Source organism: Sinorhizobium prairiense, from assembly GCF_029201645.2.
Taxonomy (GTDB): Bacteria; Pseudomonadota; Alphaproteobacteria; order Rhizobiales; family Rhizobiaceae; genus Sinorhizobium; species Sinorhizobium meliloti_A.
Genome location: NZ_CP104131.1, coordinates 2,632,501 through 2,649,311, shown reverse-complemented (window position 1 = coordinate 2,649,311; position 16,811 = coordinate 2,632,501). Strand labels below are relative to the sequence as shown.

16 protein-coding genes, 1 tRNA gene and 1 pseudogene are annotated in these 16,811 nt (G+C 62.4%); 15 read left to right on the top strand and 3 right to left on the bottom strand.

Annotated features, from left to right (window positions below):
* Positions 1 to 93 precede the first annotated feature (93 nt).
* From N0Q91_RS15480 to N0Q91_RS15450, 7 genes and pseudogenes are all read left to right on the top strand, one after another.
* A complete protein-coding gene (locus tag N0Q91_RS15480) occupies positions 94 to 759 on the top strand; it encodes a CDP-alcohol phosphatidyltransferase family protein (protein WP_275596844.1) in 666 nt (221 codons plus the stop codon).
* Complete coding sequence (locus N0Q91_RS15475) at positions 756 to 1,367, top strand: lysophospholipid acyltransferase family protein (protein ID WP_275596843.1); 612 nt, start codon at positions 756 to 758, stop codon at positions 1,365 to 1,367. Before N0Q91_RS15480 ends, N0Q91_RS15475 begins: the two co-directional genes overlap by 4 nt.
* Before the next feature lie 7 nt (positions 1,368 to 1,374).
* Positions 1,375 to 2,316, top strand: coding sequence for a phosphatidate cytidylyltransferase (locus N0Q91_RS15470; RefSeq protein ID WP_275596842.1), 942 nt, complete (start codon positions 1,375 to 1,377; stop codon positions 2,314 to 2,316).
* Positions 2,317 to 2,443: 127 nt separating this feature from the next.
* Complete coding sequence (locus N0Q91_RS15465) at positions 2,444 to 3,241, top strand: extracellular solute-binding protein (protein ID WP_275596841.1); 798 nt, start codon at positions 2,444 to 2,446, stop codon at positions 3,239 to 3,241.
* A gap of 567 nt (positions 3,242 to 3,808) precedes the next feature.
* On the top strand, positions 3,809 to 4,348 hold the full coding sequence (locus N0Q91_RS15460; RefSeq protein ID WP_275596840.1) for a Panacea domain-containing protein: 540 nt from the start codon (positions 3,809 to 3,811) through the stop codon (positions 4,346 to 4,348).
* Positions 4,345 to 4,713, top strand: a complete 369-nt coding sequence (locus N0Q91_RS15455; RefSeq protein WP_275596839.1) for a hypothetical protein — start codon at positions 4,345 to 4,347, stop codon at positions 4,711 to 4,713. Before N0Q91_RS15460 ends, N0Q91_RS15455 begins: the two co-directional genes overlap by 4 nt.
* Positions 4,714 to 4,745: 32 nt before the next feature.
* Positions 4,746 to 4,898 (top strand): annotated as a pseudogene (locus N0Q91_RS15450) (YfjI family protein); the annotation flags it as partial.
* A gap of 165 nt (positions 4,899 to 5,063) precedes the next feature.
* Here N0Q91_RS15450 and N0Q91_RS15445 read toward each other — a convergent pair.
* Positions 5,064 to 5,139 (bottom strand) — tRNA-Thr (locus tag N0Q91_RS15445).
* A 76-nt stretch (positions 5,140 to 5,215) separates the two neighbouring features.
* Positions 5,216 to 6,226, bottom strand: coding sequence for an NAD(P)H-dependent flavin oxidoreductase (locus N0Q91_RS15440; RefSeq protein ID WP_275596838.1), 1,011 nt, complete (start codon positions 6,224 to 6,226; stop codon positions 5,216 to 5,218).
* Between the two features lie 393 nt (positions 6,227 to 6,619).
* Between N0Q91_RS15440 and N0Q91_RS15435 the strand changes: the two genes are divergently transcribed.
* Positions 6,620 to 7,771, top strand: a complete 1,152-nt coding sequence (locus tag N0Q91_RS15435; protein ID WP_275596837.1) for a biotin transporter BioY — start codon at positions 6,620 to 6,622, stop codon at positions 7,769 to 7,771.
* A gap of 17 nt (positions 7,772 to 7,788) precedes the next feature.
* On the opposite strand, the gene ppk2 is transcribed toward N0Q91_RS15435, so the two are convergent.
* On the bottom strand, positions 7,789 to 8,691 hold the full coding sequence (ppk2, locus tag N0Q91_RS15430; protein WP_275596836.1) for a polyphosphate kinase 2: 903 nt from the start codon (positions 8,689 to 8,691) through the stop codon (positions 7,789 to 7,791).
* A gap of 213 nt (positions 8,692 to 8,904) precedes the next feature.
* Here ppk2 and phoR point away from each other — a divergent pair, with 213 nt between their 5' ends.
* The 7 genes from phoR to phoB all read left to right on the top strand — a co-directional run bounded on the left by phoR (position 8,905) and on the right by phoB (position 16,712).
* Entirely contained in the window at positions 8,905 to 10,167 is a 1,263-nt protein-coding gene (gene phoR, locus N0Q91_RS15425) for a phosphate regulon sensor histidine kinase PhoR (protein ID WP_275596835.1), read from the top strand.
* Between the two features lie 194 nt (positions 10,168 to 10,361).
* A complete protein-coding gene (locus N0Q91_RS15420) occupies positions 10,362 to 11,396 on the top strand; it encodes a substrate-binding domain-containing protein (RefSeq protein WP_275596834.1) in 1,035 nt (344 codons plus the stop codon).
* Between the two features lie 86 nt (positions 11,397 to 11,482).
* The gene (gene pstC / locus N0Q91_RS15415; protein WP_275596833.1) at positions 11,483 to 12,967 is read left to right on the top strand and encodes a phosphate ABC transporter permease subunit PstC; all 1,485 of its coding nucleotides are present in this window, start codon (positions 11,483 to 11,485) and stop codon (positions 12,965 to 12,967) included.
* The gene (gene pstA, locus N0Q91_RS15410) at positions 12,964 to 14,286 is read left to right on the top strand and encodes a phosphate ABC transporter permease PstA (RefSeq protein WP_275596832.1); all 1,323 of its coding nucleotides are present in this window, start codon (positions 12,964 to 12,966) and stop codon (positions 14,284 to 14,286) included. Before pstC ends, pstA begins: the two co-directional genes overlap by 4 nt.
* Before the next feature lie 13 nt (positions 14,287 to 14,299).
* Complete coding sequence (gene pstB, locus N0Q91_RS15405; RefSeq protein ID WP_100669683.1) at positions 14,300 to 15,115, top strand: phosphate ABC transporter ATP-binding protein PstB; 816 nt, start codon at positions 14,300 to 14,302, stop codon at positions 15,113 to 15,115.
* Positions 15,116 to 15,204: 89 nt separating this feature from the next.
* Positions 15,205 to 15,918 carry a phosphate signaling complex protein PhoU gene (gene phoU, locus N0Q91_RS15400; RefSeq protein ID WP_003530180.1) on the top strand — a complete coding sequence of 238 codons (714 nt, stop codon included), beginning with the start codon at positions 15,205 to 15,207 and terminating at the stop codon, positions 15,916 to 15,918.
* A 110-nt stretch (positions 15,919 to 16,028) separates the two neighbouring features.
* A complete protein-coding gene (phoB, locus tag N0Q91_RS15395) occupies positions 16,029 to 16,712 on the top strand; it encodes a phosphate regulon transcriptional regulator PhoB (protein ID WP_003530178.1) in 684 nt (227 codons plus the stop codon).
* Positions 16,713 to 16,811: the final 99 nt, after the last annotated feature.

The following is a 16,811-nucleotide window of genomic DNA, read 5'->3' as shown; positions in this document are numbered from 1 at the left end:
GACCGAAGCCGGCCACGCGGCGATATGGCATTTGCATGGAAGTTGTTTTAAGACAGACTGCAATCCTTCATTTGTAGGCCGTACCTCTCGAACATGAGTGTCGCACCCGACGGCGAAGACGCAGACAGGCCGGGCGCGGATCGTCGCCCCATCGCCGCGCGCGACAGCGGCTACGCGCGGCGCTTGACGGCGTTGCTCCTGAAGACTTCGGTCACGCCGAACCAGATCTCGCTTGCAAGCGTCGTCTTTGCCGCGCTGGGGGCAGGGGCCCTCCTTTCCGCAGTCCGCTGGCCGTTCCTTTATCCCCTGGCGCTCGCCGCTATCCAGTTGCGCCTCCTCTGCAACCTTCTCGACGGCATGGTGGCGGTCGAGGGCGGGCGCGGTTCGCCGGTGGGAGCGCTCTACAACGAGTTTCCCGACCGGGCCGCCGACACCTTGCTCATCGTTGCACTCGGCTATGCCGCCGGCGCGGGATGGCTCGGCTGGGCGGGAGCGCTTGCGGCCGCCTTGACGGCCTATGTGCGCGTCTTCGGCGGCTCGCTCGGCCAGGGCCAGGACTTCCGCGGTCCCATGGCGAAACAGCACCGCATGGCGTTGATGAGTCTCGCCTGCGTGCTGGCATTCGCGGAAGCGTTTCTAATGACAGAGCGCCTCGTGCTTTACGCCGCAGCGTGGATCATCCTTGCCGGCGCGCTCGTCACATGCGCGACCCGCACCAGGGCCATCGTCGCGCGCATTCGGGAAGGCGCGAATCCGTGATCGACCTGGCATTGATCGGTCTCACGCGGTTCATCGTAGGCGGGCAGGCGCACTGGATGGGCTCGCGGCCGGAAATGCGCCAGCGCATCTATTTCGCCAATCACGCGAGCCATCTCGACACGCTGCTGATCTGGTCGGCGCTGCCGCGTCCGTTGCGCGCATCGACGCATCCGATCGCCGCGGCGGACTATTGGGGCAGGGGCGCCGTGAGGCGTCATATCGGACTGAAGGTGCTGAACGGCGTGCTCGTCGAGCGCTCGACGCAGGGGCCGCCCGGAGCGGCTCTCGCACCCTTGCGCAACGTGCTCTGCGAGGGTGAGTCGCTCATCCTTTTCCCGGAGGGCACGCGCGGCAGCGAGCGGTTGCCGGGGCCGTTCAAGAGCGGGCTCTACTGGCTGTCTCAGGAATTTCCCGACGTGGAACTGATCCCGACCTATCTCGACAATCCCTCGCGCGCCTTTCCCAAGGGAACCTTTTTGCCCGTCCCCATCAGCTGCACGGTGCGTTTCGGACCGCCGGTCGCGCGCCACACCGGCGAAGAGAAGGAGGCTTTTCTGGAACGCGCCCGCGCAGCGGTCGCCGCACTTGCGCCGGAACCCATCGGATGAGGCTGCCATGTCCTTGAACGACAAACTCTTTATCCTCTTCGCCGGCATAGTCGCTCTTCTCGGAGCGGCATCGCTGATCGGCTTCGTGCTGTCGCGCCGCGCGACGTCCGAAACCGGGCGGGCGACGATCGACAATCTCAATGCCCGTATCAGGGCATGGTGGGTGATGATCGCCATCTTCGCGGTGAGTTTCGCTCTCGGCCGCGGCGTCACGCTCGTGCTCTTTGCTCTCACCTCCTTCTACACGCTGCGCGAGTTCGTCTCGCTGACGCCGACGCGTGCCGCCGATCACCTGCCGCTCGTCGCTTCCTTTTACGTTCTGCTGCCGCTGCAATACTGGCTGATCTCGATCGACTGGTATGCGCTTTTCACCATTCTGATACCGGTCTACGGCTTCCTCCTCCTGCCGAGCCTTTCCGCGCTCAAGGGCGACACGGAGCAGTTCCTGCTGCGCGTCTCGCGCATCCAGTGGGGGCTGATGCTGACGGTCTATTGCATCAGCCACGCACCGGCCCTCCTCACGCTCGACATCCCCGGCCGGCCGGGCGAAGGCTTTCTGCTGCTCTTCTTCCTCATCACCATCGCGCAGTTCAGCGATGTCATGCAGTATGTCTTCGGCAAGCTTTTCGGCCGGACGAAGATCGCACCGGTCGTCAGCCCCTCGAAAACGGCCGAGGGACTTGCCGGAGGCGGGCTTTCGGCCGTAGCTGCCGGCGCGGCCTTGTGGTGGATAACGCCCTTCACGCCGTTGCAGGCGGCCGCCATGGCCCTCGCCATCGTCGCCATGGGCTTTCTCGGCGGACTGGCGCTCTCGGCCGTGAAGCGCTCGATGGGCGTAAAGGACTGGGGCTCGATGATCAGCGGCCATGGCGGCGTACTCGACCGAATGGATTCGCTGAGCTTCGCGGCACCGGTGTTCTTTCACCTGACGCGATATTTTTACACGTGATGGGTGACGGGGGATCACGGTTTCGTGTTCCTCCATGAGGGAAGGATTGTACCCGTCGGAGAGTCGTTTCTCCTGCCGCGCCGTCGAAAGACTGCTGCGGTCCAACACGCATAAAAAGGAGAAGCCCGTGCGAATTGCGTTTCTGATTGTTCTGACAACGATTCTTGCTACGCCTGCTTCGGCGCAGGACACCGCGCTCCATGACCCTTCGATCAGCCGCGATGCCCAGGATGGGGTGATCCGTCTGTACGGTGCAGGCGGTCCGCACACCGCCATCCGGAAAGTCGCGGACGTCTGGACGAAGGAGACCGGCCGCAAGGTCGAAATCACCGCCGGGCCGGAGAAGACATGGTCGAAAAAGGCGCAGGCCGATGCGGACGTCATTTGGGGTACCTCCGAGCAGGCGATGACTGCTTTTCTCGAGACGTATCAAGGATTTTCGTCGGATCAGGTCGCGCCGATTTACCTGCGTCCCGCAGTGATTGCCGTGAAAGCGGGTAATCCCAAGGGGATCGCAAAATTCGAGGACCTTCTGGCGGTCGGGACGAAAATCGTCGTAACCGAGGGGGCTGGCGTCGCCAACACATCGGGGACGGGTGTATGGGAGGACATCGCGGGCCGCCTCGGCCGGCTGGAGGATGTCGCGGCGTTCCGCAGGAACATTGTCGCTTTCGAACATGGTTCGGGCGCGAGCTTCAAGGCGTTCAAAGCGTTGGATGCAGACGCCTGGATCACCTGGCCGAATTGGCCGGTTTCGAACCCCGACACCCTGGAAGCGGTGATGCTGTCGAGCGATCGGGCAATATGGCGCGACTTGAGCGTCGCGCTGGCCCCCGACGCCGATCCCGAAGCAAAAGCGTTTCTGGACTATCTGATCTCCGATGAAGCGCAGAAGATCATGTCCCGCGAAGGCTGGATACGCTGATCTGATTTGCTGTGCCAGCGCGGCCCCCCAGTCGCGACGGCGTGATCATGGACGACCGTCCGCTTAAAAGATCAGCGGCGTCCGCGGGGGCGATCGATAATGCCGGGGCGTGGCTATCTTTCCTGCTGCCACGCTCACGGCTTTCAGCACGGTCGGACGCCCGAAAAGAGATTTCCCTTCTTTGCGCATCCTGCGATCACCGCGGCCGGAGAGGCGGACAGCAGCGGTCGGGTGCCTCGTTTCCAGGAGAAGACGCTTGGAAATGGTTCCTGTCGTTCGCCGAAACTGGCAGGCTCGGCGCGTCTCTCAAACACGCGACGGGCAACGCCGACAATGAGGTCGGCATCGCAGGCACCCGATTTTTATCTTTGTCCGGTTGCCGGCGGACGGAAGCGCTGGCCTTGCCAGAAATGCGGATCCACCAGATACCAGCCCCCAAACAAATCGGCTCAGGTTTTTTTGGGTGCTACAAATGCGCCACACAGATTGAACTACGAGTTGCTGCGCTCCACATGTTGGGTGACAAGTCAAGGGTTTTGTGAGATAGCCTCGTATATGAGGGCAACTATGCTGCGGTTTCAATTCAACGAGAAGAAGGGTGTAGAGGCGCTGACCTATGTCGCGTCCAAGTGGCCCGGCGTGACTGCGTTCTTCGCGGCCAAGGTTCTTTTCTTCGCCGAGAAGCAGCACTTAAACCGATATGCGCGCCCGATCGTTGGCGATACGTTCATCGCGATGCCGAACGGTCCGGTGCCATCGACGCTTTACGATTTCATCAAGGGCCGCTTGGACCAAGCTGGCGATCCCGATGCCTTCATGGCGGCGCTCCTGATCGAACGTGACCCTTATCCCCGTGTCGCCGCTCAGCGCGATCCAGATCTGGATGCGCTATCGCCCAGCGATTTGGAGTGTTTGGACGAGGCGATTGCTTTTTGCCGCATGCGCGGCTTCGGTGCCTTGTCCAACCTTACCCATCAAGAGCGCGCCTGGTTGGAAGCTCCGGCGAATGGGCCGATGGACTACGAACACATGATCGATGGCGAAGGAGACGAGCGGGAAGCGATCGTCGCCGAGGCCAGAGAGTTTGCGGCCTACGGTGTTCTGTGATCGCCGGCCATGTCTACGTCATCTACACCGCTCTTGCGCGTCCGCCGAAGGACAAGCTTACGGTCTGTATTTGCGCGACTGAAAATCTGTTTTTCTGGATCAATACGAATCCCCAGCGCCACGGCGTCGGACAACTCGCGCTTACCGCTGCGGATCATGGCGCGCTGACGCACGATTGCTTTCTGGATTGCTCGCGTGTGACGAGCTTCTCGCAACACGAGTTGGATGCCGCGCAGCATCGCGGAACTATTTCGGCCGCTCTGGTCCAGCGTATCGTTGAATTCCTTGAAAGCGAACAGCCAAAGACTCTGCCACCGCGCTTCCTGAAGCTGGCGATCGACAACCTCGCGCCGCTGTTTCGATAGGCTTACATGCCGTCGTGAATAACCGCGCCGATGAAATTCGGCGAGGACCGTTGACCGGTACCAGCAATGACGGCCTTATCCTACGTCTTCAGCTTGCCGTCTGGCTTGACCCGAGATTTTCGCGGAAATGGGTAGATCGCCATCCTCATCGTGCCGCCCGCCACGTTTACGAGAAGGTGTTCCGCGGTTGCTCGCGCCGCTGCTGATGAGGGGACTGTCTATCCGGGAAGACTGGTCCGACGACATGGCGTATTTCTGAGTTTGCGGTTCCGCCATGGTTCCGCCAACTCGAGTGCCCGACACGCAAAATGCCGAAGTCACACAACGACTGTGAAAATAAAAGAGAAAAGTGGTGCCGCTTACGTGACTCGAACACGTGACCCCATCATTACGAATGATGTGCTCTACCGACTGAGCTAAAGCGGCCCTTGGGGCGGTTCCGCGAACGTCGCGGAACGAATGTGAGGCGCTGATAAACGCAAAGCGGCGAGATTTCAAGCCATCAGTTTCGAGAACTTGAAAATTCCTGGGCCGGCGGCCCTTCGGAATTGGAAGCGAAGCCGAGGCGTGCGCGTGCGGCGTCGTATTCCTGTTCCAGCCGGTCGATAAGGCGGGCGACGGTGCCGACTTCGCGCACGGCGCCTATCCCCTGGCCGCAGCCCCAGATGTCCTTCCATGCCTTGGCGCCTTCCGTTGCCGTGCCGAAGTCCATCTTGGAGGGATCGGCTTCCGGCAGATTGGCCGGGTCCATTCCGGCGGCAAGGATCGACGGTTTCAGGTAATTGCCGTGTATGCCGGTGAAGTAATTGGAATAAACGATATCGGCGGCGTTGCTGTCGACGATCATCTGCTTGTAGGCGTCGCTCGCGCGGGCCTCTTCCGTGGCGATGAAGGGCGAGCCGATATAGGCCATGTCGGCTCCCATCGCTTGCGCAGCGAGCACTGCGCCGCCGGTGGCGATCGCGCCCGAGAGCAGAAGCGGCCCGTCGAACCAGGCGCGGATTTCCTGGACGAGCGCGAAGGGCGAGAGCGTTCCCGCATGTCCGCCAGCGCCTGCCGCGACTGCGATCAGCCCGTCTGCGCCCTTGCGGATCGCGGAATTCGCATGGCGGTTGTTGATGACGTCGTGGAGAACGACACCGCCATAGGAATGGATGGCGGCATTCACCTCCGGTACGGCCCCGAGCGAGGAGATGACGATCGGAACCTTGTACTTGACGCAAAGCATCAGATCCTGTTCGAGCCGGACGTTCGATTTGTGTACGATCTGGTTCACCGCGAAGGGTGCCGCCGGGCACTCGGGGTGTCTGGCATCGTGGTCGGCCAGTGTCTCGGTGATCTCCGCCAGCCATTCGTCGAGCTGCGATTGCGGGCGGGCGTTGAGCGCCGGAAAGGCGCCGATAATGCCGGCCTTGCATTGTGCGATCGTCAGCCGGGGATGCGAGACGATGAAAAGCGGCGCCCCTACGATCGGCAGCCTCGTTTTCCCTGACAGGATTGGCGGCAACGACATCGAAAAAATCTCCATCCCAACTTTGACGTTCTCGTAAACGTCAAAACTGATAGCAGCAACGGACGCGCTTGCCTACTGCATCGTTCCTGAAGTCCACCGGCGCGCAAGGACATGCAGCAAACGCGAAGGCAATAGCGACCTTTGCGCCTCCGATAAGACGCTGCGACACCGCAAAGCGGTGCGCGCTCCGGCAATTCGGCCACGCTCGCCCATGTTTTACCTGGGGAACACCGGACGAAGTCGCGGCTGCACTTGCGAATTCGCAATGCAGCGGTTACCCAATCCTTAATAAAACCAACGGCGTGTGACGGGAAGAGGCGGGGCTCGTCGCGAGAAAGGCACATCCGGCAGCGTATTGCGGCAACCGGAAGACTTCGCGCAGAAGGATTTGACGTGAGCGGACTTGAGACAGCGATCAGGAATGCGCTGGAAAGAGCGGATCGAAGCAATGCGGAGATCCGGGCGCGCATCTATCAGTCGGCGCGTCAGGCGCTGGAAAATGGTCTGCAGAAGCAGCAGATCGAAGATCCGGAGGTCATCTCCGTGCAACGTCACCGGCTCGAAGCGGTCATCCGCGCGATCGAGATGGAAGAGCGCGCTGCCCTTAAGGAGCGCGCTCAGACTCCGGTGGTGAGCCTTGGCGAGGTGAAGGCGAGGGGCGAGAGGGTAGAGCCCGCTCCCGAAGCGTCAGTACCCGCCGCGCCACGGAGCGAGCCGGCATTGAAGCCGGAGGGAAGCCCGCCTGCACAGGCGGATGGCGGGCTTGGCGCTTTGCGTCCCGAACGCGACGGCTCGCCGGCGGCTTTCAGAGCGGCGGCGGACGAGGGAAGAATAGAACCCGCGCGCAAGCCTGCTCCCGATCCGGGCGTCGCCGACCAGCGACCGCGCAAGCGCAGGCGCAGCCGGTTCTTCTCCTATGCGATGATCGTTGCCACGCTTGCAGCGGCGGCCGGTGTCGCCGTCTGGTGGGTTCAGACGAACGACCTGCTCCGGCCGCCGACGGACACCGGCGTCGCCAATCCGCCCGCGACGGTGGATGCGGAGGATTTCGACGGCGCGGCCGGCCTGCAGACCCTCGGCGCCCAGGAGGGCTTCTCCGGCGATTGGATAGAGGTCTTTGCTCCCGGAGAAACTGCGGCGGTCACGCCGGGGCCGCGCGCCAGCGCGGAACCGTCCGGCGGTGATGCAGGCGAGAGCCTGCGGTTGATTTCGGCAGCGGCCTCCAAGGAGGGCGATGTGGCGATCGAAATTCCCGCGGATGTCCTTGCTCAGCTGTCGGGCAAGTCATCGACACTCGCCCTGACGGTCCAGGCAGCTCCGGGCAAGGCAACCGAATTCTCAGTCGAATGCGATTTCTCGACGCTCGGCGACTGCGGCCGGCACCGCTTCACCGTACACGACGAGCGGGTCGACATGCTGTTGAAGATCAATTTCGAGCGCGGCTCGGCACCTAGCAGCCCTGGAAAACTGGTGATCAACAGCGATCTCAGCGGCGGCGGCAACAGCCTCGATCTCTTTGCGATCCGGGTGCAGCCGGGCGGCTGATCGTCAGCGCGTCGGAATCACCTGAGAAAACCGGAGCCGGAGCCGAGGATCTTCTCGTCGACATCGCCGATCGCCGTCTCGTCCTTGCCGTCATAGTCGAGCTTCGTCAGCATGTGGCGGATCACGTTGATGCGGGAGCGGCGCTTGTCGTTCCCGCGGATGACGGTCCATGGCCCGTGCTCCGTGTGCGTTTCCTTCAGCATACGGTCGCGTTTTCCGGTGTAGCCGTCCCACTTGTTCAGCGCCGCGATGTCCATCGGCGAAAGCTTCCATATCTTCAATGGGTCGTGGCGCCGGTCATGGAAGCGCTTCAGTTGCATCTCCCGGCCGATATTGATCCAGAACTTGAAGAGATGGATGCCCTCGTTCGCGATCATCTCCTCGAAACGCGGCGTCTCTTCGAGGAATTGCTCGTACTGGTCGGCGGTGCAAAAGCCCATCACCGGTTCGACACCGGCGCGGTTGTACCAGGAGCGGTCGAATAGGACGAACTCGCCGGCGGTCGGGAAGGTTGCGACATAGCGCTGGAAATACCACTGCCCCCGTTCGGTCTCCGTCGGTTTCGTCAGTGCGACGACGCGCGCGGAGCGGGGATTCATATTGGCCGTCGTCGCGTGGATCGCACCACCCTTGCCGGCGGCGTCGCGGCCCTCGAAGACCGCCATTACGCGCTTGCCGGTCGCCTGCATCCAGAACTGCACCTTGACCAGTTCGATCTGCAGCTTCGTCAGCGTTTCTTCGTACTCCTCCCGATCGAGCTTTTTCTTGTAGGGATAATCGTCGGAGCCGAAGGCTTCCCCGTCGATCCATTTCGGCAGGTCCGGATCGTCGATGTCGAAGATGCGGCTTCTGCCGTCAATCTCCAGTTCGACCGCCCGGTTCCCCGGCCTTGCTTCGGCCGGTGCTTCGTGGCGTGCCATCTGTTTCCTCCCGCTCGCTCGATTTCTCCGGAGGAGGCCATAATTACATTGCGGATTCAAGCATGTCGTGAAAATCATGTCATGAAGCAGCGCTATCTCTGCGCCCTTATGGCCGGATTCTGATGGAGGATTTGAGGCGGTTACCCTCACTTCTGCGGCATCCGGGCCGCTGGCTGGGTCAGCAGCAGTCGTCGAGGTGCAGGAGGCAGCGAATTGAGGAACGAGGGTATCGTGTTGGATGGCGCGAAGGTGTTCTGGCGCACCCTGCTGCCGAGGTTGAAGGCGGAACGCGGGCTTCTCGGCCTGTCCGTCGTGCTCGCCTTCCTTGCCGCACTGGCGGGCATCCATCCGCTGGCCGTTCTGCCGTTCTGGATCGTGCTCGTCGCGGCCATCCTCAACCGGGGGGTACCGCCAGTCCAGGCAGCGCCGGCGAGCGTCGGCGCTGCCGTGGAAACCAAGGCCGACCCGCTCGCTCCCCTGCTCGACGCGCTCGACATGCCGGTGCTCGTCGTGGCGGCCGACGAGACCGTCGTCTTCCAGAACGTTGCCGCAGAGAAGGCTTTCGGAACCATCCCCCAGGACAGCTATCTTTCCGCCCGCGTCCGTTCGCCCGGCATTCTCGACATGGTGCGCGAGACGATCGCGACAGGCAAAGTCAACCAGATCGAGCATGCGGAACGGCTGCCTTCGGAGGCGGTCTACGTGGTTCGCGTCGCGCCCGCGGACATAGGTTCCGAAGTTTCCGGCCGGCGCATCTTCCTGCTGACGTATCGCGATATCTCGCAGGCCCGCCGCATCGACCGGATGCGCTCCGACTTCGTCGCCAATGCCAGCCATGAGCTGCGCACGCCGCTCGCATCTCTGCGCGGCTTCATCGAGACGCTGCAGGGCCCCGCCCGCGACGACCGGAAGGCCCAGGAGAAATTCTTCGGAATCATGCACGAGCAGGTCACGCGCATGAGCCGGCTCGTGGACGACCTCCTGTCGCTGTCGCGGCTCGAGTTGAAGTCGCACATCGCGCCGGACGATGCCGTCGATCTCGGGCCGCTGCTCGGACACGTGCGCGACAGCCTGGCGCCGCTTGCGGGGGAGCTCGACGTGACGATCGCGCTGGAGGTTCCGCAGACGCCGGTTTTCGTCCAGGGGGATCGGGACGAACTGGTGGAGGTCTTCGAAAACCTTATAGAGAACGCCTGCAAATACGGGCAGGAAGGCAAGCAGGTCGATGTCCGGCTGACCGGCGGGAACGGTCATCAGGCGGAGGTGACGGTTACCGACCACGGCCCGGGAATACCTGCCGAGCATGTCCCGCGCATCACCGAGCGCTTCTACCGGGTCAATGTCGAGGCGAGCCGGTCGAAGAAAGGCACCGGCCTGGGCCTCGCCATCGTCAAGCATATCCTCACGCGTCACCGCGCCCGCCTGCTCATCCATTCGGAGGTGGGGAAGGGCACGGTCTTCAAGGTCCGCTTCTGACACACGACGCCGCGCTGAAATATTCCTGCGCGGAAATCAGGAAGTATTTTCAGCATGTTAGCCTGTCATAAATGTTTCACCGAATTGACATAAAAGCTGTAGCCATCGGCGGCTAACTAGGGGCGGCCGATGAAACGGCGAAGAGAGCGCTGAACCCTGGCGCACCAACACAAGCCCATTCCGGGAGAACATTCATGAAATCTCTTAAACTCACTGTAGCGGCGCTGGTTGCATCCGCCGCCTTCGCGGGCGTTGCTGCGGCTCGCGACCAGATCCAGGTCGCCGGCTCCTCGACCGTTCTTCCCTATGCCAAGATCGTTGCCGAGAATTTCGGCGAGACCTTCCCCGACTTCAAGACCCCGGTGGTCGAGTCCGGCGGCTCCTCTGCCGGCCTCAAGGAATTCTGCAAGGGCGTGGGTGAAGACACGATCGATATCGCCAACTCTTCCCGCAAGATCAAGGACAGCGAAGTCGAGGCCTGCAAGGCTGCCGGCGTGACCGAAATCCAGGAAGTGAAGATCGGCTATGACGGTATCGTCTTCGCCACCGACGCCGGCAATGCCGACCTCGCCCTGAAGCCGGAGCACATCTACAAGGCGCTCGCTGCCGAAGTCGTCGTCGACGGCAAGCTCGTCGCCAATCCCTACAAGAAGTGGTCGGAAGTCGACGCATCGCTGCCGGACGCCGAAATCGCCGCCTATATTCCGGGCGAAAAGCACGGCACGCGCGAAGTCTTCGAAGAGAAGATCCTTGCCGCCGGCTGCAAGGACACCGGCGCTCAGGACGTCATCAAGGCCGCCGTCAGCGACGAGAAGCAGCAGCACAGCAAGTGCATCGCGGTGCGCAAGGACGGCATGGCCGTCGATATCGACGGCGACTACACCGAGACGCTGGCCCGTATCGACTCCAACAAGAACGGCATCGGCGTCTTCGGTCTCTCGTTCTACGAAAACAACGCCGACAAGCTGAAGGTCGCGACCGTCAACGGCGTCGTTCCCTCGACCGAGACGATCGCTTCCGGCAAGTATCCGGTTTCCCGCCCGCTGTTCTTCTATGTCAAGAAGGCTCACATCGGCGTGATCCCGGGCCTCAAGGAATATGTCGAATTCTTCGTCGACGATCAGATGATCGGCCCCGACAGCCCGCTTGCCGAATACGGCCTCGTTGCCGCTCCGGACGCCGAGCGCGAGGAAATCCGCACGTCCTTCGAGGCAGGCAACCTGCTCTGATCATGACAGGCTCCGGCGCTTCGCAGCGCCGGAGCCGCATTCGAATTTGTCGGGGCTTACGACAAGCCTGTCGCGGAGACGTGCCGATGAGTACTTCGCTCCTTCTCCTGATCATAGCTTTGATCGGTTTCATTGCGTTTCTTGCCGGCCGTGCGCGCTCGTTCGCCCGGTCCGGAGGCAAGCTCGCCAGCCTGCATTCCCTGCCCGGATATCACGGCAGCTACGTCGCCATCTGGGCGATGCTGCCGGCTCTTCTTCTGCTTGCGGTATGGCTCGTCGCAGCTCCGATCTATGTCGATTACTCCGTTCGCTCGTCTCTTCCGGAACCGGTCCAGAACCAGGGGGCAGCCACCGTTCAGCTCGCGCTCGGTCAGGTCAAGTCCGTGGCCGCGGGCTTCGAACGCCTGAATGCGGGCGAGGTCGCTGCAATCGAGAACGGTTCGACCAACATGCGGGAAGCCCTGGCCGCCAAGGGCGTGGCGCTTGCCGGCGAGGGCGAGCCTTACATGATCCAGTCCGCCCAGCAGTTCAATGCGATGCGGCAATATAGCCGCTGGCTGATGAGCGCCGTCGTGCTGCTCGTTTCCGTTGCCGGCGGGCTCTACGCCATCCGCAATATCGACGTCCGTTTCCGTGCCCGCAATCGGGTGGAGCGCGTCATGCTCGGCTCGCTCATCTTCGCCTCTTCCATAGCCATTCTGACGACGGTCGGCATCGTCGCCTCGATGCTCTCGGAGGCGGGCCGCTTCTTCACCATGGTCTCGCCCTTCGAGTTCTTCTTCGGCACGGTCTGGGATCCGCGCTTCGCTGCGGCCGGAAGCGGCGGCGCCTCCGGCCAGTTCGGCCTGCTGCCGCTCCTTGCCGGCACCCTGTATATCGCCTTCGTGGCGATGCTTTTCGCGGTGCCGATCGGGCTTTTCGCCGCCATCTACATGGCCGAGTATGCGAGCCCGCGGCTGCGTTCCACAGCCAAGCCTCTTCTGGAGGTGCTCGCCGGCATCCCGACGATCGTCTACGGCTTCTTCGCGCTGGTCACCGTCGGGCCTTTCCTGCGCGACATCTCCGCGCAACTGAACGGTCTCGTCACCGGCAACTACCAGAACTTCATTCAGGCCCAGAGCGTCATCACCGCCGGCATCGTCATGGGCATCATGCTCATCCCGTTCGTTTCGTCGTTGTCCGACGACATCATCACCCAGGTGCCGCGGGCGCTGCGTGACGGTTCTCTCGGTCTCGGTGCGACGCGCTCGGAAACGGTGAAGAAGGTGATCCTGCCTGCAGCACTTCCCGGCATCGTCGGGGCGCTGCTTTTGACGGCCTCGCGCGCGGTGGGCGAGACGATGATCGTCGTGCTCGCTGCCGGCGTCGCGGCGCGCATGCAATTGAACCCCCTCGAGCCGATGACCACGGTGACGGTCAAGATCGTGAATCAGCTGACGGGCGACCTCGAGTTCACCTCGCCGCAGACGCTGGTCGCCTTTGCGCTCGGCATCACGCTCTTCGTCATCACGCTCGGCCTCAACATCTACGCGCTCTACATCGTGCGCAAATATCGGGAACAGTACGAATGACCGAATTTGCCTCCCCGACGGTAAGGGTCTCCACCCGACCTGCCGCAAGCCGACGCGATATCGGCATCAAGCGCCGCTATGCCGCGGAGCGCCGCTTCCGTGCCTTCGGAATCAGCGCCATCGCCATCGGTCTGTTCTTCCTCGCGGTTCTCCTCTGGAGCGTCGTTTCGAAGGGCTATACCGCCTTCCAGCAGACGACGATCACGTTGCCGATCGAGTTTTCCGAGAAGGTGATCGATCCGAAGAACGAACGGGCGTCCGATCCGAAGCGGCTCTATACCGCCAACTATCCGCTGCTCGTGCGGGAGGCTCTGGTCAAGCAGCTCGGCCTCGATCCGTCGAAGCGGCCGCTGGTGAAGCAGGCGACCGATATGGTCTCCGCCAGCGCCCGGACGCAACTGCGTGACATCGTCGTCGCCGATCCGTCGGTGATCGGCAGGACGGTTCCCGTCACGCTGCTTGCCGAGGCGAACATCGACTCCGCCTTCAAGGGCCAGATCGACCTGTCGGTCGACGAAGCCAAACGCAAGGTGAAGGATGCGCAGGTCGCGTGGATGAACCAGCTTGCCGAGGCCGGCGTGCTCAAGAAGAGCTTCAACACCGGCATCTTCACCTTCGGCGCATCGAGCCGGCCTGAAGCGGCGGGTGTCGGCGTGGCCCTTCTCGGCTCGCTCTACATGATGCTGATCGTGCTCGTGCTGTCGCTGCCGATCGGCGTCGCCGCCTCCATCTATCTCGAGGAGTTCGCGCCGAAAAACCGGCTGACGGACCTGATCGAGGTGAACATCAACAACCTGGCGGCCGTACCGTCCATTGTCTACGGCCTCCTCGGGCTTGCCGTCTTCATCAACTTCGCGGGCATGCCGCGCTCGGCAGCACTCGTCGGCGCCTTCGTGCTGACGCTGATGACGCTACCGACCATCATCATCGCTACCCGGGCGGCCCTGAAGGCAGTGCCGCCGTCGATCCGCTCCGCCGCACTCGGCCTGGGCGCATCGAAGATGCAGACCATCTTCCATCACGTGCTGCCGCTTGCCATGCCCGGCATCCTGACCGGCACGATCATTGGCCTCGCCCATGCGCTGGGCGAAACGGCGCCGCTGCTTCTGATCGGCATGGTCGCCTTCGTGGTCGACTTTCCGGGGTCGCCGCTGGAGCCATCCACGGCGCTGCCGGTGCAGATCTACATGTGGGCGAACGAGGCAGAACGTGCCTTCGTCGAGCGTACGTCCGGAGCGATCATCATTCTCCTGATCTTTCTCATCTTCATGAATCTCGGCGCAATTCTCTTGCGGCGTCGCTTTGAGCGTCGCTGGTAGTGGGGTAAGGACTATGAACATCATGTCGGAAGCTGCAGTCGAAAAGGCTCTTGAGCAGAAAATGAATACGGTGCCTTACAAGATGATCGGCAACGATGTGTCGGTCTATTACGGCGAAAAGCGTGCGCTCTTCGACGTCAACCTCAATATCCGCGAGAACACGGTCACGGCGCTGATCGGTCCGTCCGGTTGCGGCAAATCGACGTTTCTGCGCACTTTGAACCGCATGAACGACACGATCGAGAACTGCCGCGTCACGGGCAAGATCACGCTCGACGAGGACGATATCTACGATCCGTCGATCGACGTGGTGGAATTGCGTGCCCGCGTGGGCATGGTGTTCCAGAAACCCAATCCGTTCCCGAAGTCGATCTACGACAATGTCTCCTACGGCCCGCGCATCCATGGCCTGGCACGCACCAAGACCGAGCTCGACGAGGTCGTGGAAACGAGCCTTCAGAAGGCCGGGCTCTGGAACGAGGTGAAGGATCGGCTGCAGGAGCCGGGCACCGGGCTTTCCGGCGGCCAGCAGCAGCGCCTCTGCATCGCCCGCGCCGTTGCCGTCAGCCCGGAAGTCATTCTGATGGACGAGCCCTGCTCGGCGCTCGATCCCATCGCGACCGCGAAAGTCGAGGAACTCATCCACGAATTGCGTGCGAATTTCACGATCGTGATCGTCACCCACTCGATGCAGCAGGCGGCGCGCGTGTCGCAGCGCACGGCCATGTTCCATCTCGGCAATCTCGTCGAGGAGAACGATACCGATAAAATGTTCACCAACCCGGACGATCAGCGCACCCAGGACTACATCATGGGCCGCTTCGGCTGATGGCCGGAGAGGGGCGGCGCTTTTCCGTCCCTCCCGGTTAAGACCGAACGAGGCCCATTCAGAACAGCGCGTCCCCCGAGGAAACGAATATGTCTCACGCACACATCATGTCCGCCTTCGACGAAGAGTTGAAGTATCTCACGCGCCGCATCTCCGAGATGGGCGGTCTCGCCGAGCAGATGGTCGCGGACTCCGTCCGTGCGCTCGTCAATTCCGATCTCGCCCTGGCCCAGAAGGTGATTTCCGACGACACCATTCTGGACGACGCGGAACGGCAGATCGGCGAAAAGGCGATCGTCACTATTGCCAAACGCCAGCCCATGGCCTCGGATCTTCGGGAGATCATGGGTTCGATCCGCATCGCCGCGGACCTGGAGCGCGTGGGCGACCTCGGCAAGAACACCGCAAAGCGGGTGATTGCCGTGGCCGGTTCAGGCATACCGCGCAAGCTTGCGCGCGGCCTCGAACACCTGGCTGAGCTCGCGCTCGTTCAGTTGAAGGAAGTCCTGGACGTCTACGCGTCCCGTTCGCCGGAAAAGGCGAACAGCATTCGCGAACGCGATGAAGAGATCGATGCGATCTACACGTCCCTGTTCCGGGAACTGCTGACCTATATGATGGAAGATCCGCGCAACATCACGCCGTGCACGCATCTTCTTTTCTGCGCCAAGAACATCGAGCGTATCGGCGATCACGCGACCAATATCGCCGAAACGATCTACTATATGGCGACAGGCGCCCAGCCGCAGGGCGAACGGCCGAAGGACGACATGACGTCGACATTGGGTTCCGTGACGGACTGAGATCGCCCGGCATCCGGTGCCTATGCAGAATTGTTCTGGCCGCCTCGGCGCGGCCTACCACCGTGCGCGGCGGCATGACGGCTGTCGTGCGTAGGAAGGAGTCCTACTGAATGTTGCCGAAGATTGCCGTAGTCGAAGACGAGGAAGCCCTGAGCGTTCTCCTGCGCTACAATCTCGAGGCGGAAGGCTTCGAGGTCGATACGATCCTTCGCGGCGACGAGGCGGAGATCCGCCTGCAGGAGCGCCTGCCCGACCTTCTCATCCTCGATTGGATGTTGCCCGGGGTTTCCGGTATCGAGCTCTGCCGCAGGCTGCGCCAGCGGCCGGAAACGGAGCGTCTGCCGATCATCATGCTGACCGCGCGCGGCGAGGAAAGCGAGCGCGTGCGGGGCCTTGCCACCGGCGCCGACGATTACGTCGTCAAGCCCTTCTCGACGCCGGAACTGATGGCGAGGGTCAAGGCGATGCTCAGGCGCGCCAAGCCCGAGGTTCTGTCGACGCTCCTGCGCTGCGGCGATATCGAGCTCGACCGGGAGACGCACCGCGTCCACCGACGCAGTCGCGAAGTGCGCCTTGGCCCAACGGAGTTCCGGCTGCTGGAATTTCTAATGTCCTCACCGGGGCGCGTCTTCTCCCGTTCACAGCTCCTGGACGGTGTCTGGGGACACGACATCTATGTCGACGAACGGACCGTGGACGTTCATGTCGGGCGGCTGCGCAAGGCGCTGAACTTTTCCAACATGCCGGACGTCATCCGGACGGTGCGCGGCGCTGGCTATTCGCTGGAGAGCTGAGGCTGAAGGTCGCTGCCGCCCGTGCCGGCTTGCGGCACGGCAAAGAAAAAGGGGCCTTTCCGGCCCCGATTTTCGTCGTGCATCCAGAGCGGGATGAGC